We start from the raw sequence: 19,835 nt of genomic DNA, 5'->3' as shown, positions 1-19,835 counted from the left end.
CGCCTTCTATCGCGGGATATTACCGCGTCACGCTGATCAACGGTTTCCCCAACCATTCGGCATACAATTCGCCAAACCTGCCGGCTGCTAGCGCCGCGCGCACTTCGGCCATCAGGTTAAGCAGGAAAGCGACGTTATGCAGGCTGACCAGCCTGATGCCGAGCAGCTCTTTCGAGCGGTAGAGATGATGGATGTAGGCGCGCGAGAAGTGGCGGCAGGTATAGCAGGTGCAGCCGGCTTGCAACGGCCCCGGATCATCGCGTAATGAGGCATTAGTCACGTTGAGCCGCCAATTCCGCTCGCGGTTGCGCACCAGCGCCGCGCCGTGCCGCCCTAGCCGGGTTGGGCTGACGCAATCGAACATATCGATGCCCCGCGCCACTCCTTCCAACAAATCATCGACATCGCCGACTCCCAAAAGGTGGCGAGCCATACTGTCGGGCAGGTAGGGCACAGTCATATCCACGACCTCGTACATCTGCTCTTTGTTCGCGCCTAATGATCCCCCGATACAAAGACCATCGAAGCCCATACTCCCGATGACTTCGGCGCTCGTGCGGCGTAGATCAGGGAAGATGCCGCCATGGACGATCCCAAACAGCAATTGGTCGGGGTTGGGCAACGCGGCACGGTTACGCTGCTGGTGCGTTGTGAGGCAGCGTTCGGCCCAGCGGTGCGTGCGGGCCATGCTTTGCGCGGTGTAGTCGTAACCGGCTCGGAACGGCGGCAGTTCATCGAAGCAGACGATCACGTCAGCGCCTAGATGGTGTTGCACCTCGATGCTCCGTTCCGGCGTAAAGACGTGGCGCGATCCGTCAAGGTACGATTTGAAGATAACCGCCTCTTCGGTCACTGTCACCATATCGTTCAAGCGGGATGGGTGGGCAGGCCGGCGGCCTTTGACCTCGTCGGCAATCCCGCCGTAGACCAACGAAAAGACCTGAAACCCGCCGCTGTCGGTTAGGATGGGGCCGTCCCAGCTCATAAAGCCGTGCAGACCGCCGTGGCGTGCGATCAGCTCGTGGCCGGGCTGGAGATAGAGATGGTAGGTATTGCCGAGAATGATTGACGCGCCGTGGTCGCGCAGTTCGTGCGGGCTGAGTGATTTGACCGTGGCGCGCGTGCCGACCGGCATAAAGACCGGCGTCGCGACCGCGCCGTGAGCGGTTTGCAACACGCCAGCGCGGGCGCGGCTGTCCGGATCGCGCGCAGTAATAATAAAGTGAGCCATAATTCCTATCGTAGCACCGCACAGCCGTGCGGCTGCCCATCTAATCTTTGAACAACCGTAGAGCCGCACAGCCGTGCGGCTCCCAATGGCGGTATTATAATCGATTGCATAGACATCTGCGCAGCCCCTGATCGCGTGCTGCAACGTGTTATAATGCCCCTCATTCGCCTAATATATGACGGGGCAGTGCGTGACCAAACGTTACATTCTTGCTATTGATCAAGGCGGCAGCGGCAGCCGCGCCGTAATCTACGATGATGAAGGCCAAGTGCGAGGGTATGGCTACCGTGCAGTAGGCCGGGTCTATCCGCAGCCGGGTTGGGTCGAGCAGCGACCGCGCGCGATTGCGCGCAGCGTAGCCGAGGCGATCAATGAGGCGCTTGCCCGCGCTGGCGTGCGTGGCAATGATCTGATCGCCTGCGGGATCACCTCGCAGCGTGATACCGTCTTTGCGTGGCATGCCCGCACCGGTCGCCCAATTGGCAATGCAATCACGTGGCAAGATTTACGCACTGCGCCATTGGTGGCGGCGTTGGCTGATACGCCGTTGGGGCCGCAGCGGCGCGAACGGTTGGGCCAGTTTCCCGGCCCGTATGCCAGCGCGATGCACCTAGCATGGCGCATGCAGCACGATACCGCGTTTCGCCGTGCCGCCGAGCAAGGTGTGTTGCGGGTGTCGTTGGCCGCTGGGTGGATCGTACAGGCGCTCGGCTGCCCGGCAGAGCACGCGCTCGACCACTCGCTGTTGCAGGCGATGACCGTCTATGATCCACGCCGGCGCGCTCTGTGGGATGAGTGGATCGCAGCGCTACAGATTCCGCGTGCGGCACTACCTATCCCTCGCCCGACGGTTCACCAGTTCGGCGAGTTGCACATCGATGGTACAGCCGTGCCGGTGTTGGCAATGATCACCGACCAGCAATCGGCCCTGTTTGGCTACGATTGCCGTTCTCCCGGCCAAGCGGCGGCGACCCACGGCACCGCCTCGTTTGTGAACGCAGTGGTTGGCCCGCATGCGCCGCCGCAAGGCATCTGCAAGACCTATTTGGCGTGGGAAATTGGCGGTGCGCCAACCTATGCCCTCGAAGCTGATATGACGACCACCGGCGCGGCGGCCAATTGGCTACGTGAGCTTGGTTTGGTGCGGCGCGTCGCCGATCTTGACCGGCAAGCGGCGACGGTGCCCGACAGTGGCGGTGTGGTTTTTGTGCCCGCGCTTAATGGGTTAGGCGTGCCGAGCGAAGATCGCAGTGCGCGCGGCGCGCTCTTTGGCTTGGCGTTGGGCGTGAAAGTAGGCCATATCGCCCGCGCCTTCTACGAGTCGATCGGCTTTCAATTGGCCGATATTCTAGCGACGATGCAGGCCGAGGCTAGGTTAACGATTGCCGAATTGCGGGTAGGCGGCGGCTTGGCGGCCAGCGATCTGGCTTGCCAAATTCAAGCCGATCTGAGCGGGGTGACGCTCGTGCGCGCCCGCGATACCGAAACCACGGCCCGCGGTGTGGCTCTGCTAGCTGGGATCGGGGCCGGTGTGTGGTCGCTGCAGACCTTACCGGCGCTAGTTGATGATACGGCTACGCGGTTTAGGCCGCGCACAACCGCCGCCGAACGGGAGGCCCGTGCCGAACGGTGGCGGATGGCGATTGCCCGCGTGCAAGGGTGGCAACCGCCGCGCTAGTTCTGTCCAGACGCACGGCCGTGCGTCTCCGTTGCCGCCGCACAGCCGTGCGCCGCTCTGTATTGTGCCTTGATACGGTTGCCGAAGCGAACAACACCTTCTATAATAGAGGGACAGATTTGCCAATATGTCTCACTATTGCTGGCATACCTAATGGACGAGGTGACTCATGGGTTTGATCAAGCGGGTTGGTACCAAATCTGTCAACGCACAACCTCCCGAAGGCGGCGCTGCTGATGATGGCACGCGCCAGATCAGCCCATCTACGCCGTCATCTGCGCCTGACGATGGCACGCGCCAGATGGCGGCGCGGCCTATTAGCGAAGCAGACGATGGCACGCGCCAGATGGCGGCGCGGCCCGCTGGTCAGCCAGCGCCGGTAACGCCGGTCATGCTCAACGCCGGTACCGTTCTCCAAGGGCGTTACTATGTCGAGGGGCCAATCGGTATTGGTGGTATGAGCATCGTTTACCGTGGGCGCGACTTGCGGTTCAAAGATGTTGTCCGCTATTGTGCGATTAAAGAAATGGCGCAGAGCGCGCCCGACTCACAAACACGTTTGCTCAATCTCAAGAATTTTCAGCGCGAAGCTGGTTTGTTGGCTACCCTGCAACACCCTGCTATTCCTAAAGTCTACGACTTCTTTGAAGAGCACGGCAAAGTCTACCTCGTCCTCGAATTTATCCCCGGCAAAGACCTTGAGACGGTGTTGGAAGAAAACGGCAAGCCGCTTGACGAAGCACGGGTTGCGCGGTGGGCATTGCAGATCTGCGAGGTGCTTTCATACTTGCACAATCATAAGCCGGAACCAATCGTCTTTCGTGATATGAAGCCATCAAACGTGATGGTGGTCGACGATGATCGGATTGTGCTCATCGACTTTGGTATTGCTCGCAACCTCAACCGCATTGATCGCAAGGGCACAATGATCGGCACCGAAGGCTACTCGCCGCCCGAACAGTACCGTGGCGTGGCCGAGCCGGTCGGCGATATTTATGCGCTCGGCGCGACGTTGCACCATCTGCTCACAAATACTGATCCGCGCCTCGAAACGCCTTTCACCTTCCAAGAACGTCCCATCCGCCAGATTAACCCCGCGGTTTCGCCAGAAATGGAAGCCGTGGTGATGCGTGCGCTCGAATATGACATGGCGGCCCGCTGGCAGAGCGCCGAAGAGTTCCGGCAGGCGTTGCTCACCGTGCCATCCTTGGCCGAGACGGTTGGGGGGAAGCCGGTAGTTGCTGTTCCGGCAGTCGGGAAAGGGAAAAGCGGGCAAACAACTGAGCTGGTCTGGCGGTTTAAGTGCGAAGACGAGGTGCGATCATCACCGTTCGTTAGCGGCGGTTTGGTCTTTGTCGGCTGCTACGATACCAATATCTATGCGGTTGATGCCGCTCGCGGCGAGTTTCGTTGGAAGTATGCCACTCAAGGCGGCATCAGCTCGTCGCCGGTCGTTTGGCAAGATATGGTCTATATCGGTTCGGAAGATGGTTCGCTCTATGCGCTCGATATGCGGCGCGGCAACCCGCGCTGGACATTCCGCACCGATAAGCCGATCCGTTCGTCGCCGCGCGTTGAAGACCGCGTGATCTTTGTCGGTTCAGATGATCAACATGTGTATGCGATCGATGGTCTCCGAGGCACGTTGATCTGGAAGTACCGCACGTGGAATCCGATCCGCTCGTCGGCGTGTATCAATGGTTCTTCAATCTTTATCGGCGGTGATGATGGCAATGTCTATTGCCTCGATGTGCGCACTGGCGCCGTCAAGTGGAAGCAGCGCACCCAACAGCCGGTGCGTTCGTCGCCGGCTTACAGTGATGGGTTGGTCTTTGTCGGTTCGCTCGACCAAAACCTCTATGCGCTCGATGCCGAAGGCGGCTGGCCGGCATGGCGCTTCCGCACCGGCCATTACATCAACTCCTCGCCGTTCGTGGTTGGCACGCGGGTGTTTGTCGGCGGTGTCGATGGCAATATGTACGCGCTCGACACCAAGAACGGGCGTTTGGTCTGGAAGTATGAGGTTGGCAGCCAGATTACCTCGTCACCGCGAGCCGAAGGTGGCCGGCTCTATTTTGGTGCTGTTGATCAGGCAGTCTACTGTCTCGATGCCGGCAGCGGCCAATTGATCTGGAAATACCTCACCGATGGCCCAATCGTCTCATCACCGATGATTGTCAATGGCGTGGTCTATATTGGCTCAATGGATCATCATCTCTATGCGCTCAAAGCGTGATTTGCAGGGTAAGGGAATGGTGTCGCTATGCCGGACGAAACTGTGCCAGCTCACGATGACTCCCCCACGCAACCGTCGTTTCCGGTGGTCTTACCGTCAGAACGGTTGGTACAGATGGGGCTGACCCCGCCCGAAGAAGATGGCACTCGCCAGATTGGGCAAGATTCCCAACCGGCGTTGACACTGCATCGCTCGGCGCAAGGCTTTGCCGCTGCCGCGCTACGCGATATTGGCCGGGTGCGGGAAACGAATCAAGATTGCGTGTTAGCAATGATTATGACCCTGCCGCGTGAAGGCGCTGATGTACCGGTGGGTTTGTTTGTCGTAGCTGATGGCATGGGCGGCCATCAGGGCGGCGAAGTGGCGAGCCGGTTGGCGGTGCAAACGGTGTTGACCAATGTGTTGGAACGCCTCGTCTTACCGGTGATCGAAGATGGCTTGCTCGAGGCGTTGCAACCGCTGATGATCGAGTCGGTACAAGAGGCGAATGCCGCGATTTGGCGCGAATCTCAGGCGCTCGGTTCCGATATGGGGACGACTTGCACAGCGGCGTTGGTGATTGGTCACGGTCTCTACGTTGCGCACGTCGGTGATTCGCGGTGCTACGTCTGCGAACCGGGCGGGTTGCGCCAACTCACGACCGACCATTCAACGGTGGGACGGTTGATTGCGCTTGGTCAGCTCGATCCTGACGAGGCGCGTGAGCATCCGTTGCGTAACCAGCTCTATCGGACTGTGGGGCAGCAGCCGCAGGTAGCGGTCGATTTCGTCTATCACCAGCTCAATAATTGCTCTCATATCGTTTTATGTAGTGATGGCCTGTGGAGCATGGTTGAAGAAAAGGCGATTGAACAGGCGTTGCAGCATAGTCCATGGCCGCACGATGTCTGCCGCGAGTTGATCGCGCTGGCCAACTTGGCCGGCGGCGATGACAATATCTCAGCAGTCGTGGTGTCGTTGCCGCTCGATGAGGGCCAGCGATGAGCAAGGTTGACGTGCGCATCACGCCAAGCCGTAGTGTATTGCCGGCGATCGCCGAGTCGCAGTTGCTCTATGCGCTGATCGAATTGTCGGCGCAAGGTGGTGCGACCAAGATGCCGCGCTTGCCGCTCAACCTCTGTTTGGTGATTGATCGTAGCTCCTCGATGCGTGGCGAACGGTTGCAGCAGGTCAAGCAGGCGGCGATGCAGATCCTCGACCTGCTTGGCGATAACGAAAGCTTTGCGCTGGTAACATTTAACGATCGCGCCGAGGTAGTGATTCCCGCTCAACTTGCGCGGGCGCGGCAGGAAATGAAGCGCCACATCAGCGCGATTGAGGCTACCGGCGGTACCGAGATGGCAACCGGGTTGGCGCTGGGGGTGCAAGAATTGCAACGGGCCATGATGCCGCGCGCGGTCCATCGGTTGTTGTTGCTGACCGATGGCCGTACTTATGGCGATGAAGGTCGCTGTGTCGAGATTGCCCGCCGCGCGCAGGCGCGCGGGATCGGAATTACGGCACTGGGCATCGGCAGCGAATGGAATGAAGACCTGCTTGAGACGATCGCCGCCCGCGAGAATAGTCGTACCCACTACATCACTTCTGCTAGCGAAATTACGAAAATCTTCACCGCTGAAGTTGAGCGCATGCAGAATCTGTTTGCGCAAGATGTGCATGTGCGGCTGGCCTTGCCACCGCAGGCGTTGGTGCGCTCGCTCGATCGGGTGCGCCCGTTTATCGGGCCGCTGCCGGTGATTGAAGAGGCTGATTTTGTCTGGACGGCGGCGCTCGGCGATTGGCCTGAGAGCGACACCCAAGCGTTGTTGCTGGAAATGGTCGTGCCACCGTGGCCAGTTGGCCGCCATACCTTGCTGCGCCTCAATCTGCGTTACCGCACACCGGGCAGCGATAGCGCGACCCAGAGCCACGAGCAGGCGCTGCCGGTCGCGTTTCGCGATCCTGATGAGGTTGGTGATGATGTTGACCCTACAGTCAAGCACTGGTTGGAACGGTTGGTGGCTTACCGGTTGCAGGCCAGTGCATGGCAAGCCGCCGAAGAAGGCAAACTAGAAGAGGCAACCCGGCGCTTGCAAATGGCCGGCACGCGCCTCTTTGAAGCGGGGCAAGTTGAATTGGCCCGCACCGTGCAGGAAGAGGCGACCCGCTTGCTCCGTTCCGGGCAGGCGAGCGCTGAAGGGCGTAAACGGATCAAGTATGGCACTCGTGGCCTTATTGGGCGCGAAGAGCAATCATAGGCCGGAGCAAACGACCACATGATTATTTGTAGCTACTGTCAAGCCCAACAACTCGATGGCACGATTTTCTGCACCGTCTGCGGTGCCAGCCTGATCAGTACCAAACCGCAACGCCAAACCACCGCTTCGCTTAATCGAGCGGCTGCTGAAGCAGCACCCCAGATTGAAGATGAGCCAACCGTTCTGCCCGCGCCGGCGAACCCGGCGACTGGGCCGGCCATTGCCTTGGTCGTACTGAGTTCGGGCCGGCGGATTGAGTTGCCAGCGGCGCCGGAATTGCTGATCGGGCGCAAAGACCAGCAGCGCGGCTTTTTCCCCGATGTTGATTTCAGTCTCGATGGCGGGTATGATGCCGGTGTCTCGCGCCGCCATGCCCGGATCGTGTGTTCACACAATCATTACGCCCTCGAAGATCTCGGTAGCTCAAATGGGACGTTTCTCAACCGCCAGCGCCTGCCTCCCGGCCAGCCAATGCCGTTGCAGCACGGTGATGAGGTGCAGTTTGGGATGTTGCTGGTGCGTTTTGAAGTGAGTTCGTAAGTTGTGTTCGCGGAGGCTTTGCTATGCCAAAAACCGTCATTCTGCATCTCACTGGCGAGGATCCGCTGCTGGCCGATATAGATCAGGAACCACAGCCCGGCGATCTCTTTATCAAAGTCACCAATATGCGCAAGCGTGATGGCAAGCCGGTGCCTTATCTGGCTGCGGGTGTGCAAGCAGTGATCTTTCCGTGGCATCGGATCACGTTCATTGAGTTGATGCCGAGCGAAGAAGAACGCAGCCAAGTGATCGATTTCTTCCGCCAGTGAATCCGCTCTTCCAACAGCTCATTGTGCCCGCAAGTGAGCTGTTTTATCGCCGTGATGACCCCAACGACCGGCGGCTGGGTGAGGTGGTGATCCCCGGCGTCGCCGGTTATGATTCTGCTGCGGTGGTGATCCTCGGTTGCCCGCAAGACCTTGGCGTGCAACGCAATCGGGGCCGGGCTGGCGCTGCCCAAGGGCCAACTGCAATCCGGCGTTGCTTCTACCGCCTCGGTGTGGCCGGGATGGTCGATCTGCCCATCTGCGATCTCGGTGATGTGCCGGTTGAGGGCGAGCTTGAGGCGATTCATGCTCTTCACCGTGACGTGGCTGCCCAGATTATCGCTGACGGCAAATTGTTGATGAGTCTCGGCGGCGGTAATGACATCAGTCTCCCCGATATGGCAGCGTTGGCTGTCGCTGCGCCAGTGCCTGCTCTAGCGATCAATATTGATGCTCACTATGATGTGCGTGCCGATCAACCGGCCAATAGCGGCACTCCTTATCGCCAATTGATCGAATCTGGCTTGATTGACCCGCACCGGTATTGGGTGATTGGCGCACAACTCCATGCCAATTCGCCAGTGTATACCGCCTATTTGCGTGAACGCGGCGCAACGATCGTCGAGTTGAGCGAAGCGCGTCGCGCTGGTGTTGCAGCGACGGTGCGGGCATTGTTAGCTGCCAGCGATGCGGCCAGTATAGGCTGGGGCTTCGATCTAGATGTGGTACAATCTGCCGAAGCGCCCGGCGTGAGCGCGCCTAACCCGCTTGGCATGAGCGGCGATGAGCTGGTGGCGCTGGCGATGGTGGCCGGTGCTGATCCGCGCACGCGCCTGATCGAGTTTAGCGAACTGAATCCGCAGTACGATATTGATGACCGCACAGCCCGGCTGGCAGCAGTCGCACTATGGTATGCGCTGGCAGCGTTTGCTGAGCGCAGACGTGCTTGATGTAAAGGATTAGCTATGCAAACCCTGACTGTTACGCACCGGCGCGCGGTGCAATTTATTGTGCTGATGGGGGTAGTGAGCCTGCTGGCCGATATGGTCTATGAAGGCGGGCGGAGTTTGAGCGGGCAGTATTTGGCTTTGCTTGGCGCGAGTGGTGCTGTGGTGGGGATTACCGCCGGCGTTGGCGAGTTGATCGGTTATGGTTTGCGCTTGGTGTTTGGCTATCTCAGCGATCGCACTCGGCGCTATTGGCTAATGACCATCCTTGGTTATACGCTGACCATCATCGCAGTGCCGATGCTGGCGCTGGCCAATGCGTGGCCGCTGGCGGTTGGCTTGTTGATGGTCGAGCGGCTTAGCAAGGCGTTGCGCAGCCCGGCCAAAGATACGCTGATCTCGTATGCCGCCGATCGGGTTGGTTCCGGCAAGGGGTTTGGCTTGCACGAGGCGCTCGATCAGGTGGGGGCAGTGGCGGCGCCGCTTGCGTTGGCGGCGGTGCTGGCCGCTGGCGGCAGCTTTCAGTTCGCATTTGGGATTCTGATCGTGCCCGGCTTGCTCTGTCTGGCCGTCTTGTTGGCGGCGAGAGCAATGTTTCCGCAGCCGGCTGATTTGGCTGGCAAGATACCGTCGCTTACTACAACTGGCTTTAACCGTCGCTTTTGGCTCTACATTGTCAGTGTGAGCTTGTTTGCCGCTGCCAGCGTTGATTTTGCGCTCGCCGCTTTCCATTTCCAGCGCACCCAGCTCTTGCCCGCTGCCGCGATCCCGGCGCTCTATGCGCTGGCGATGGTGGTTGACGCGGTAGCGGCGTTAGGCTTTGGCATTCTCTACGATCGGATCGGTTTGCAGACGTTGATTGGCGTGACGGCGCTGGCGACGTTGAGCGCACCGCTGCTCTTTAGTGCTAGCCTGATTGCGGCAGTGCTCGGCGTGATGATCTGGGGGATTGCGCTTGGTGCGCAGGAATCGATCCTGCGCGCGGCAGTGGCCCAGTTAGCGCCGGCTGAGCGCCGTGGTGCGGCCTATGGTCTGTTTAACGCCGGCTTTGGTCTGAGCTGGTTTGCTGGCAGCGCCGTACTTGGCGTGTTGTACGATGTCTCACTGCCGCTGTTGATCGGGGTGGCGGTCAGTTTGAATCTGGCGGCGGTCGTGGTTTTGTGGTTGATGGTGCGCCAGCCGGGGGCGGCGCTGCAACGGTAATCGATCGGTTGACAACGGTGATAGGGCACCTAGCCGGGCGGCCCTACCTATCGCACTATGAATGAGATTATGCACGTTGGGTTGACCCTGTTCGTCGCCAGCGCCCTTGCCCTCTGGAATGGCTGGGGCTTAGCGCGGTTGTTGCTGCCGGCCACTTTGCAACCGTGGCGGCCATTGTTGGCGCCTTTGCTAGGCTATACCCTCACCATCCTCGCTGGTTATTGGGTGGTGCGGTTGGTGGGCGGATTAAGACCGGCGTTAGGGTTACTGCTCCTGCTCGGCGGCCTGCTTAATGGGCTGGCGTGGCGGCGCACCGGCCCTCCCAACCTCGCCGCAGCGCTGCGCATGCATTGGCCGGCGCTGCTAGCAGCGCTGGTCGGTGTCGCTATCGGCGTCGCCCCACTCGTTAACTACGGTTATGCCGCTCCCATCGGCGGTGGCTGGGATGTCGAAAACTACTGGCCGACCGCGCGTTATCTCACTCACGGCCCGGTGAGCGCGATTGCAACCGCACCCGCCAACCCCCTGCGCGATATTAATGCTGACCCTCCCCGCATTGGCTTGACGCTCGGTTTCAGTGTCTGGCAAGGGTGCGTTGATCTCCTTAGCGGCGGCGAACCGCTGTTGAGTTTTGCCCCGCTGCTGGCATGGCTGCGCGCGCTTGGTGTGATTGGCATCTATGTGCTCTTGCAGGCGCTGTTTGAACTGCGGCGCGGTCCGGCAGCCTTCGGCGCGCTGCTGGCTGCGCTCAACGGCCTGTTGCTCTGGACAAGCTTTTTCAATTTTGGCATGCAACTGGCGGCGTGGCCGCTCATTCCGCTGGCGCTTACCCTCGGTCTGGCCGTGGTGCAGCCGGCTTCCGGTCAGCAGTTTCATACCTTAATCGCCGCCGCCATCGGTTTGGCCGCCATTCCAGTTGCCTATTACCCGGCCCTTGGCCCAATCGGGTTGATGGCCGCCGGCAGTGGGATCGTCACGCTCTGGCAAACGCCCCTACGTTGGCCGTTGATCCGGCGGGCACTGATTCTTGTCCTCATGACCCTAGTCTTGGCCGCTCCGACCATTCCTGACTATTTCGCCGGGTTTAAATTTCGCTACAGCCTGCCGCTGACCACGCTCGGCTTGTTTCGCTTCGTACCGCTGAGTGATATTGTGGGGTTGACTCTCTTCCGCCTGCGCGAAGCGCCCGAACCCCTTTCTCTGTTCACTTGGTTGGCAGCAATCACGTTAGCGGGTTTCGCCGGCTATGGCTTGCTAGCCGGGCCACAGCGCGGTCGCTGGTTTGGCCTGCTGGCCGGCGCAGGCGGGTTTCTGCTCTACTTGCGCTTTGGGGCGGAATACCACTATGGCTACCTCAAGGCGGCGGCGTATGTGGGTTGGTTGGCCGGCGCGTTGGCGGCTAGCGGTTTGCAGGCGACGCTCGAACGTCTGCCCACGCGCCCGCAATGGCTGCGCCGGTTGGTTGCCGGCGGCACAACCGTGATCATCGGCGGCGCCGTAGCCTTCACCGGCGGGCGAGTAGTGGCCGATCATTGGTCACAACCCGGCCTGTTTGCCAACGAATTGCCTGCGCTGGGCGAATTGCGTCGCTTGGTGCCTGCCGGCAGCACCGTCTGGCTGACTAGCGACCCGCGCGTGCAAGGTGTCACCAGTGGTCTAGCGGCCTATCTGCTCGATCACGCTGTTGTCTGGGGTGATGTGCGCACCGGCTACGCCTCATCGAGTGCGGGCGAACCCGATGCCGTCGCCGATTATGCTCTCTTACAACGCGACGAAGACCCGACCCTATGGGGCTACGCCGATCCGCCGATATGGAGCGGCGGATCGTACCGGCTCTACCAGCGACCAGAAGGGTTGCTTTCCCATGTGCGGTTAGTGCAGATGGTGGATGGGGGGCAATCCGTCACCATTTCGCTATCTGCCAATCGGCTGTCTCTCGCCACCCCATTCTCCAATCAAGAGCAGGCAACGCGCTGGATTCAGCTCCAAACCGTCACCCTCACCCCGGCTGAGCTGTTCATTGATGGCCAGCGTTACGCGGTACCGGCAGGTCTTGGCGCAATCACGATTGGGCCGCTGACCACGCCGCACACCCTCGCCATCCAAGCCGGCGCTACCCCTATCCAGTTGCGGGCGGTGAGTCTGCTGGCGATACCGCCTGCCAGCGCCGGCGAGATTACCCACAGTGTCGCGCTCAGCGCGGCAAGTGTGGCCGATGGGTTACGTGTCGCCACTACGATTACAATGCTCAATCCTGACAGCGGGCCGTTGGTGGCGGCGCTCGAACTATGGGATCGGCGACAAGGAACGCTCTTTGGTCGCTACGGCTTACGCTTTGGGCCAGCAGTGACAACCCAACCGGCAACGGTGGCGATTGATCTTGCAACCGGTGCGTCGGCCGCCTACAGCGCTGCCGGTGAGCTATTGCCGTTGGGGGTACAGCAAGGTGCAGTTTTGCCCGGATCGTACACTGCCCGCTTATGGGTCGGCACCGACCAACGGGCGCTGCTCACGCCGGTTGACCTCTTCGCCTTCACGATCGATCGCGTCGGCGGTATCACGCTCGATTGGGTGGCCCAATACCCGCTCATGGCAGCCCGTATCGATCGTCCGCTGCAACCGCTCGCGGCCCAATTTGGCGAAGATATACTATTGCGCGGCTACGATCTGCTCGCCGAACGAGTCACTGCCGGCGATACAGTGGCCATCACGCTCTGGTGGCAGGCGTTGCGTAGCAATCTCGATGAACGTAGCATGATGCTCCAGCTACGTAACGACCGCGATGAGCGAATCGCTGATGCCGATGGTCCGCCGGCGGCTGGCGGGCGCCCGACCAGCTTGTGGCAAGCTGGTGAAGTGATCATTGATGATCGCCGGCTAGCCATGCCCGCCAATCTGCCACCGGGTCGCTACTGGCTGGTGGTGGGCAGTTACCGCTGGCCTTCGCTCGAGTTGGTGACATTGCGCGACGCCAGCGAACCGGTGTGGCGCATTCCTGTTGAAGTCATTGTGCCGGATGACGCCTAACAACCCGATTAGACCGGTTGCAGTCACTTTTCGGCAAGCCTGTGCAATCTGTTACAACTTTTGGTACAATAGCATTAAACCACAACGCCATATAACATGCGTGCCGTCGCTACCGAGCCGCCGGCATCAGCGTGGACGGCCAGACGTATCAATGGCGATGCAGTTGTATTACGAAAGAGCACGGCTATGAGCAAAAACACCCTCACCGTTACCGACAATCGCACCGGTAAGACGTATGAAATCCCGATTGAGCATGGTACCATTCGCGCCACTGCCCTGCGGCAGATCAAAGTTGATGATGACGATTTCGGTTTAGTATCGTATGATCCGGCCTACCTCAATACCGCTTCGTGCAAGAGTAGCATTACCTACATTGACGGTGATAAAGGGATTTTGGAGTATCGCGGCTACCCGATCGAGCAACTCGCCGAGCAAAGCTCGTACCTTGAGGTAGCATATCTGCTGCTCTACGGTGAATTGCCTTCCAAAGAGCGGCTCGCATGGTGGGAGTACCGCATTAGTCGGCACCTCTTCCTACACAACAGCCTCGTCGAGCTGATCCAAGCCTTCCGCTACGACGCACACCCGATGGGCATCCTGATCAGCTCGGTCGCGGCGATGTCAACCCTTTATCCCGAAGCAAAGAATATTCACGATCCGGCGGTGCGCGAGAAGCAGATTTGGCGCATTATCGGCCAGATTCCGACCATTGCCGCCTTCGCTTACCGCCACCGGATTGGCCGGCCCTTCAACCTGCCCGACAGCTCGCTCAGCTATACCGCCAACCTGCTCTATATGATGGATTACATGAACCAGCGCGATTACGAGGTCAACCCAGTGCTGGCCAAAGCGCTGGACGTGCTCTTCATTCTGCACGCCGATCACGAACAGAACTGCTCGACGTCGGTGATGCGCAGCGTCGGGTCAAGCCATGCTGATCCCTACAATGCGCTGGCGGCGGCGGCGGCGGCGCTCTATGGCCCGCTCCACGGCGGCGCCAACGAGGCAGTGCTGCGGATGTTGCAGCAGATTGGCCATCCTAAGAATGTGCCGGGATTCATCGAGCGGGTGAAGAAGGGTGAAATGCGCCTGATGGGCTTCGGTCACCGCGTGTACAAGAATTACGATCCGCGCGCTAAGATCATCCGCAAGATCGCGCACGAAGTCTTTGCGGCCACGGCGTCCAACCCGCTGCTCGATGTGGCGATGGAGCTAGAGCGGACGGCGTTGGAAGACGAGTACTTCATCTCGCGCAAGCTCTACCCGAATGTGGACTTCTACAGCGGCTTGATCTATCAGGCGTTGCGCTTCCCAATCGAGTACTTCCCCTTCCTGTTCGCGATTCCGCGCGCGTCGGGTTGGTTGGCGCAGTGGCTTGAGATGCTTGAAGACCCCGAGCAGAAGATCACCCGCCCGCGGCAAGTGTACATCGGCCCGCAGCGGCGTGATTACGTCCCCGTCGATCAGCGGTAATAAATCGTAGGGGCGGAGCAACGCTCCGCCCCTTGTGTCGGGTAAAGCAACGCTTGTTCATATTGGGGGCAAAGCGCCGCGCTGCCCCTTCCTATACCTTAAACGCGCTCCGTCCGGCGTATTTCGCCGCGCTGCCCAATTCCTCCTCGATCCGCAGCAACTGGTTGTACTTCGCGATGCGGTCAGTGCGGGCCGGCGCGCCGGTCTTGATCTGGCCGGCATTTGTCGCTACCACGAGATCGGCAATCGTTACATCCTCGCTCTCACCCGAACGGTGTGATACTACAGCCGTCCAACCACTGCGTTGCGCCAACTGGATCGCGCTCAGCGTCTCGGTCAGTGAACCAATTTGGTTTAGCTTAATCAAGATCGAGTTGGCGGCGTGAGCATCAATCGCTCGCTGCAACCGTTGCACGTTCGTGACCAGAAAGTCATCGCCGACAAGTTGGATTTTATCGCCCAACTTGGCGCGGAGAAGTGTCCAGCCTTCCCAGTCATCTTCGGCCAAGCCGTCTTCGAGCGAGATGATCGGGTAGCGGTTGACCAGATCAACCCAATAATCAACCATCTCGGCGCTGGTCAGCGCACGACCCTCGCGCTTGAGATGATACTTGCCGTCTTCGTAAATTTCCGTCGTAGCCGGATCAAGTGCAATGAAAATCTGCTCGCCGGGCCGATAGCCAGCCTTCTCGATCGCTTCCATAATCAATTGCAGCGGGGCATCGTTGGTCGGCAAGCTCGGCGCAAAGCCGCCCTCATCACCCACCGTCGTGCTAAAACCGCGATCGTGAATGACCTTCTTGAGCGCGTGGTAAACCTCGGCGCCCCAGCGCAGGCCCTCGCGGAAGCTCTCGGCACCGACCGGCATAATCATAAACTCCTGAAAGTCGGTGCTATTGGTCGCATGCTGGCCACCGTTCATAATGTTCATCATCGGCACCGGCAACACATGAGCATAGACACCGCCAAGGTAGCGGTAGAGCGGCATGCCGAATGCGGCAGCGGCAGCTTTAGCAGCCGCCAGTGACACACCCAAAATCGCGTTCGCACCCAGCTTGCTCTTGTTGGGCGTACCGTCGAGCGCGATCAGCTCGTGATCGAGCGCAATCTGATCGGCGGCGTCAAAGCCGATCAGTGCCTCAGCAATATCTTCATTCACCGCTTGTACCGCCTTGAGCACACCCTTGCCGTTGTAGCGCGACGTATCGCCATCGCGCAGCTCAAGCGCCTCGTGCGCGCCAGTTGATGCGCCGCTCGGCACAATCGCCCGCCCTACATCGCCACTTTCCAACCGAACATCGACCTCGATCGTCGGGTTGCCGCGCGAGTCAAGCACCTCGCGAGCAATGATCGCTTCGATAAGCGTTGACATAGTTCCTCCGGGTAACAAAGCCCGAAACCATGAGCCTAGCAGCAAGCTGCTGCTAGCCGCGCTCAGTATAGCACGGATGCACGTCTTCATGCGGTGGCGGTTTCGCATTCATTGTCCCTACTAGCGGAATTGCGGTAAAGCGTGTATGCTAGAAATACGGGAGCAGTACATGAGGAAGGAGTAGCCTTCATGCGACCGCGTGAACACTTTGATCAGGAATTGGATGCCCTGCGCAAGCAGGTGGTGGAAATGGGGCGCGCCGTGAGTGCGGCGCTTGAGCAGGCCATTGCGGCGCTAGAGCGCGGCGATGTTGAATTAGCCAAGGCGGTGGTGGCAGGCGATGCAGCACTCAACGTAGCCAAAGGGGCAATCGAGCAGCAGGCCATTAACCTGATCGCGACCCAGCAGCCGGTGGCGCGCGATCTGCGGCGGATTGTGGCGGCAATGGCAATGAGTTACGAGTTGGAGCGGATCGCCGATTATGCCAAAAGCACTGCCAAGATGGTAGCCGGTAGCCCTGATCCTAATCGGGGGCCATTGGTCGCGCCTAACGAGCTGGTGACGTTAGGCAAGACGGCACGGGCGAACCTTGATCGCATATTGGCGGCGCTCGAGAACGGCGGCACCGATGTGATCAAAGACATTATCGCCCACGAAGATGAGATCGACCATGAGTATAAGCAGTTGAAGCGCGCGTTGGTTGCCAAACTCACCCCTCCCGAAACCGCTGATCTGCTCTTCATTGCTCACAACTTCGAGCGGGTCTCTGACCGAGCGCTCAACATGGCCGAAAAGATCATCTTCACCACCAGCGGCGATCAGGTTGAATTGAACGATTAATCGCCTCTGCGGTACGGGCACAGCGCTGCTGTGCCCTCAATCCGCACTGACGTTTGTTTCCCGCGCCTGCACTTGCCCCTGCGCGCCGATCTGGATCGGCCCAATCGGCTTGAGACTGCAACTCGCACAGAGGTCGGTAATCGCCGGTAACGCTGCTGGCGCAACCAGCAAGACGAGCCGGTCGCCCGGTGCGAAGACGGTGCTGCCGTTAGGGATAATATAGCCGCCTTCGCGTTGAATTTGAACGATCAGCAACCCGCGTGGCAGATCAGCGTCGATCAGCGATTTACCCACTAGCGTCGAATCAGGCGGAATATGCGCTTCAAGAATTTGGCTGGCACCACTGACTTCAGGCACAAAGAGATGGCTATCGGTGCTTTCCGGTCGATCGCTCATCACGCCGAGCCATCGGGCAACCCAGCTTATCGAGACGCCTTGGACTAACACTGATACTAGCACGATGAAGAAGACAAGGTTAAACAGGAGTGGTGCATCGGGAATGCCGGCTAGCAGGGGAAAGGTAGCTAGCACAATTGGGACTGCACCGCGCAAGCCGGCCCACGAAATCATGAGCAGTTGCGCGAGCGAGCGGCGTGTCCAACCGAGCGAGATGATCACTGACAGTGGGCGGGCGACGAAGACGAGCCACAGTGCCATTGCCAACCCTTGCCCGGCTACTGCCGGTAATTGCGAGGGGAAGATGAGTAGCCCAAGCACCAGAAACATTGCGATCTGGCTAAGCCACGCAATCCCGTCGTGAAAGCGCAGGATCGAGCGCTTATGCACAATGTTGGCATTGCCGAGCATGATGCCGGCTAGATAGACCGCTAAAAAGCCGTTGCCGCCAATGAGGGCGGTAAAGCCATACGTGAGCAGCGTTAGCGCCATTGTTAAGACAACGTACAGCCCCTCTTGTTGCAGCCGGATACGGTTGATGACCCAGATCATCAAGCGGCCAAAAGCGTAGCCGCCGGCTACGCCCAGCAGCATTTGGAAAATAAATGCCGGCACGAGATCGAAGATCGAAGCCTGTGGGTTGATAAGTAATTGGGTAATCCCAATAGTGAGAAAGACCGCGATCGGATCGTTACTACCCGATTCGAGTTCAATCAGCGGTTCGAGCTGGTGCTTGAGATGAATACCGCGTGTGCGCATCACGCTAAACACTGCTGCTGCGTCTGTTGAGGAGATGATTGCCCCAAGCAAGAGCGCGAGCGGCCAATCAAAACCAAGGATCAGCCACGCACCGACAGCGGCAATGATTGTACTGACTAGTACTCCAACGTTCGCAAGTACGAGACCTTCGAGCAGCACCGGACGAATATTCGTCCAGTCAGTATCTAGCCCACCAGAAAAGAGAATATAGATTAGGGCGATCACGCCGATCAGTTGAGCTAGAGCAGCGTCATTGAAGACAATCCTACCCAGCCCATCAGAACCGGCCAGCATACCGACCGCCATAAACAGGATCAACGCCGGCACGCCAAACCGGTTCGAGGCGCGAGTAGCGGCGACGCTAATAGCCAGTAATAAGCCAGCAATAAGTAATAATGGTTCGGTTGCCATGGCTGTGCTCCACTATACAATGCATAAGTAGCATAACATGTATAGCGGTTGCGAGCACAGCTAGCCGTTGAAACCTCCCCTATTCCGCCCATTGCAGCCTTGCCGGATCAATCGGTTCACGCCGGTTGGCCGGCAGCCAAGCGAAGCATGCCTCTATCTCACCGCGCGGCACGAACTCTAACCCGATGTAGCCGGTATAACCACTCTCGGCGATCGTGCGGAAGATGAAGGGGAAGTGCAATTCGCCGGTGCCGGGTTGGTGGCGATCGGGCGCATCGGCAACCTGTATGTGACCAATCCGGTTGACGTGCTGGCGAATGGTGCGGGTGATATTGCCCTCCATCAACTGCATGTGATAGACATCATATTGGTAACGCAACTTCGGCGCGCCCACGCTATCGAGCAGGGCTAGCGTCTCGGCGGTTGTGGTTAACAGATAACCGGTATTCTCCCATGCATTGAGCGACTCGACCACCACCTCAATTCCGGCGGCTGCAGCTTGCTCGCACACCCATGCCAAATTATCACGCACGCGCGCCAACTGGCTCTCACGTGACTCATTGGGCAACAACTTGCCCACCAGCGCATTCATCCGCGGGCACCCAATCTGGTGGGCAAAGGCGAGTGCTTGCGGCACCATCGCCCGCCATTCATACTGGCGTTCAGGGTGGTTGAGCCAGCCGCGCTCGCCCTGCGCGAGATTGCCGGCGGGAAAGTTGACCAGCGCTGTCTGCAAACCGGTATCGCGAATGTGGCGCGCCAACGTCGCCAGATCGACCCCATCCGGCCACCAGCATTCGATGGCGCCAAACCCTAAGCGGGCAGCCGTCTCTAATCGTTCTGACCAAGCCAGTTCATTCAGGGTAAGTGAAATATTGAGTGCAAAACGGAGCATGCTCTCTCCTTATCCTAACTATGGCTGCCGGCGCGTGCCTAGCGCTGCGTCAAGCGCATGGTGGTAGAGATCAAACGTGGCGAGGTTGTTATGCCCGCCGCCGGTAACGCGATAAAACGCGAGGGGGGCAGTGATGTGAGCCGCCAGTTGCTCACCGTCACTGAAAGGGATAACGGTGTCAGCGGTGCCGTGGATAATCACCGCTGGACAGCGCACCCGGTCGATCCAACTATGCGTGCGGAGCGGATATTTAAGCAGAACACTCGGCACCCACGGAAACATCCGGCGCGCGAGCGTTTCAATGCTGTAGAATGGGCTTTCAAG

The 19,835-nt window shown here is 59.3% G+C and carries 16 protein-coding genes; 11 read left to right on the top strand and 5 right to left on the bottom strand.

The window, feature by feature from the left end:
- Positions 1-19: 19 nt before the first annotated feature.
- Positions 20-1,231, bottom strand: coding sequence for a tRNA guanosine(34) transglycosylase Tgt (gene tgt, locus Q1A00_RS17295; protein WP_298405730.1), 1,212 nt, complete (start codon positions 1,229-1,231; stop codon positions 20-22).
- A gap of 190 nt (positions 1,232-1,421) precedes the next feature.
- Between tgt and Q1A00_RS17290 the strand changes: the two genes are divergently transcribed.
- The 10 genes from Q1A00_RS17290 (at position 1,422) to Q1A00_RS17245 (ending at position 14,838) form a co-directional block, all read left to right on the top strand.
- Positions 1,422-2,909 (top strand): FGGY family carbohydrate kinase, encoded by a 1,488-nt coding sequence (locus Q1A00_RS17290; RefSeq protein WP_298405731.1) that lies wholly within the window; start codon positions 1,422-1,424, stop codon positions 2,907-2,909.
- A 169-nt stretch (positions 2,910-3,078) separates the two neighbouring features.
- Positions 3,079-5,145, top strand: a complete 2,067-nt coding sequence (locus tag Q1A00_RS17285) for a PQQ-binding-like beta-propeller repeat protein (RefSeq protein WP_299758093.1) — start codon at positions 3,079-3,081, stop codon at positions 5,143-5,145.
- 27 nt (positions 5,146-5,172) lie between these two features.
- Entirely contained in the window at positions 5,173-6,129 is a 957-nt protein-coding gene (locus tag Q1A00_RS17280; RefSeq protein WP_298405735.1) for a PP2C family serine/threonine-protein phosphatase, read from the top strand.
- Positions 6,126-7,382 carry a VWA domain-containing protein gene (locus tag Q1A00_RS17275; protein WP_298405737.1) on the top strand — a complete coding sequence of 419 codons (1,257 nt, stop codon included), beginning with the start codon at positions 6,126-6,128 and terminating at the stop codon, positions 7,380-7,382. The genes Q1A00_RS17280 and Q1A00_RS17275 overlap by 4 nt, the downstream gene beginning before the upstream one ends.
- 18 nt (positions 7,383-7,400) lie before the next feature.
- Positions 7,401-7,922: an FHA domain-containing protein gene (locus Q1A00_RS17270; RefSeq protein ID WP_298405739.1), complete on the top strand. Its 522-nt coding sequence runs from the start codon at positions 7,401-7,403 to the stop codon at positions 7,920-7,922.
- A gap of 23 nt (positions 7,923-7,945) precedes the next feature.
- The gene (locus Q1A00_RS17265) at positions 7,946-8,191 is read left to right on the top strand and encodes a hypothetical protein (RefSeq protein WP_012259644.1); all 246 of its coding nucleotides are present in this window, start codon (positions 7,946-7,948) and stop codon (positions 8,189-8,191) included.
- Positions 8,188-9,138, top strand: a complete 951-nt coding sequence (locus Q1A00_RS17260) for a formimidoylglutamase (RefSeq protein WP_298405742.1) — start codon at positions 8,188-8,190, stop codon at positions 9,136-9,138. Before Q1A00_RS17265 ends, Q1A00_RS17260 begins: the two co-directional genes overlap by 4 nt.
- Before the next feature lie 15 nt (positions 9,139-9,153).
- Positions 9,154-10,338 carry an MFS transporter gene (locus tag Q1A00_RS17255; protein ID WP_298405743.1) on the top strand — a complete coding sequence of 395 codons (1,185 nt, stop codon included), beginning with the start codon at positions 9,154-9,156 and terminating at the stop codon, positions 10,336-10,338.
- A 57-nt stretch (positions 10,339-10,395) separates the two neighbouring features.
- A complete protein-coding gene (locus Q1A00_RS17250) occupies positions 10,396-13,365 on the top strand; it encodes a hypothetical protein (RefSeq protein ID WP_299758087.1) in 2,970 nt (989 codons plus the stop codon).
- Between the two features lie 186 nt (positions 13,366-13,551).
- Entirely contained in the window at positions 13,552-14,838 is a 1,287-nt protein-coding gene (locus Q1A00_RS17245; RefSeq protein ID WP_298405745.1) for a citrate synthase, read from the top strand.
- A 91-nt stretch (positions 14,839-14,929) separates the two neighbouring features.
- Here Q1A00_RS17245 and eno read toward each other — a convergent pair whose 3' ends face one another.
- Positions 14,930-16,210 carry a phosphopyruvate hydratase gene (gene eno / locus Q1A00_RS17240; RefSeq protein ID WP_298405746.1) on the bottom strand — a complete coding sequence of 427 codons (1,281 nt, stop codon included), beginning with the start codon at positions 16,208-16,210 and terminating at the stop codon, positions 14,930-14,932.
- Between the two features lie 189 nt (positions 16,211-16,399).
- Here eno and phoU point away from each other — a divergent pair, with 189 nt between their 5' ends.
- Entirely contained in the window at positions 16,400-17,050 is a 651-nt protein-coding gene (phoU, locus tag Q1A00_RS17235; RefSeq protein WP_298405747.1) for a phosphate signaling complex protein PhoU, read from the top strand.
- 36 nt (positions 17,051-17,086) lie between these two features.
- Here the strand turns inward: phoU and Q1A00_RS17230 are convergent, their stop codons facing one another.
- From Q1A00_RS17230 to Q1A00_RS17220, 3 genes are all read right to left on the bottom strand, one after another.
- Positions 17,087-18,616: a potassium/proton antiporter gene (locus Q1A00_RS17230; RefSeq protein WP_299758035.1), complete on the bottom strand. Its 1,530-nt coding sequence runs from the start codon at positions 18,614-18,616 to the stop codon at positions 17,087-17,089.
- Between the two features lie 79 nt (positions 18,617-18,695).
- Positions 18,696-19,511: a TIM barrel protein gene (locus Q1A00_RS17225; protein ID WP_299758032.1), complete on the bottom strand. Its 816-nt coding sequence runs from the start codon at positions 19,509-19,511 to the stop codon at positions 18,696-18,698.
- Positions 19,512-19,529: 18 nt separating this feature from the next.
- Positions 19,530-19,835 (bottom strand): alpha/beta hydrolase (locus tag Q1A00_RS17220; protein WP_299758030.1); only part of this gene is annotated, 306 nt, incomplete at its 5' end.

It is taken from the genome of uncultured Chloroflexus sp. (assembly GCF_938091255.1).
Lineage (GTDB): Bacteria > Chloroflexota > Chloroflexia > Chloroflexales > Chloroflexaceae > Chloroflexus.
The sequence above is the reverse complement of the archived record's forward strand: the minus strand, read 5'-3'. Positions and strand labels throughout refer to the sequence as shown.

What these genes read in the sequence shown, in the direction of transcription:
- tgt (WP_298405730.1), bottom strand. Translation starts at nt 1,231, where the DNA reads ATGGCTCACTTTATTATTACTGCGCGCGATCCGGACAGCCGCGCCCGC.
- Q1A00_RS17285 (WP_299758093.1), top strand. Translation starts at nt 3,079, where the DNA reads ATGGGTTTGATCAAGCGGGTTGGTACCAAATCTGTCAACGCACAACCT.
- Q1A00_RS17280 (WP_298405735.1), top strand. Translation starts at nt 5,173, where the DNA reads ATGCCGGACGAAACTGTGCCAGCTCACGATGACTCCCCCACGCAACCG.
- Q1A00_RS17275 (WP_298405737.1), top strand. Translation starts at nt 6,126, where the DNA reads ATGAGCAAGGTTGACGTGCGCATCACGCCAAGCCGTAGTGTATTGCCG.
- Q1A00_RS17270 (WP_298405739.1), top strand. Translation starts at nt 7,401, where the DNA reads ATGATTATTTGTAGCTACTGTCAAGCCCAACAACTCGATGGCACGATT.
- Q1A00_RS17265 (WP_012259644.1), top strand. Translation starts at nt 7,946, where the DNA reads ATGCCAAAAACCGTCATTCTGCATCTCACTGGCGAGGATCCGCTGCTG.
- Q1A00_RS17255 (WP_298405743.1), top strand. Translation starts at nt 9,154, where the DNA reads ATGCAAACCCTGACTGTTACGCACCGGCGCGCGGTGCAATTTATTGTG.
- Q1A00_RS17250 (WP_299758087.1), top strand. Translation starts at nt 10,396, where the DNA reads ATGAATGAGATTATGCACGTTGGGTTGACCCTGTTCGTCGCCAGCGCC.
- Q1A00_RS17245 (WP_298405745.1), top strand. Translation starts at nt 13,552, where the DNA reads ATGAGCAAAAACACCCTCACCGTTACCGACAATCGCACCGGTAAGACG.
- eno (WP_298405746.1), bottom strand. Translation starts at nt 16,210, where the DNA reads ATGTCAACGCTTATCGAAGCGATCATTGCTCGCGAGGTGCTTGACTCG.
- phoU (WP_298405747.1), top strand. Translation starts at nt 16,400, where the DNA reads ATGCGACCGCGTGAACACTTTGATCAGGAATTGGATGCCCTGCGCAAG.
- Q1A00_RS17230 (WP_299758035.1), bottom strand. Translation starts at nt 18,616, where the DNA reads ATGGCAACCGAACCATTATTACTTATTGCTGGCTTATTACTGGCTATT.
- Q1A00_RS17225 (WP_299758032.1), bottom strand. Translation starts at nt 19,511, where the DNA reads ATGCTCCGTTTTGCACTCAATATTTCACTTACCCTGAATGAACTGGCT.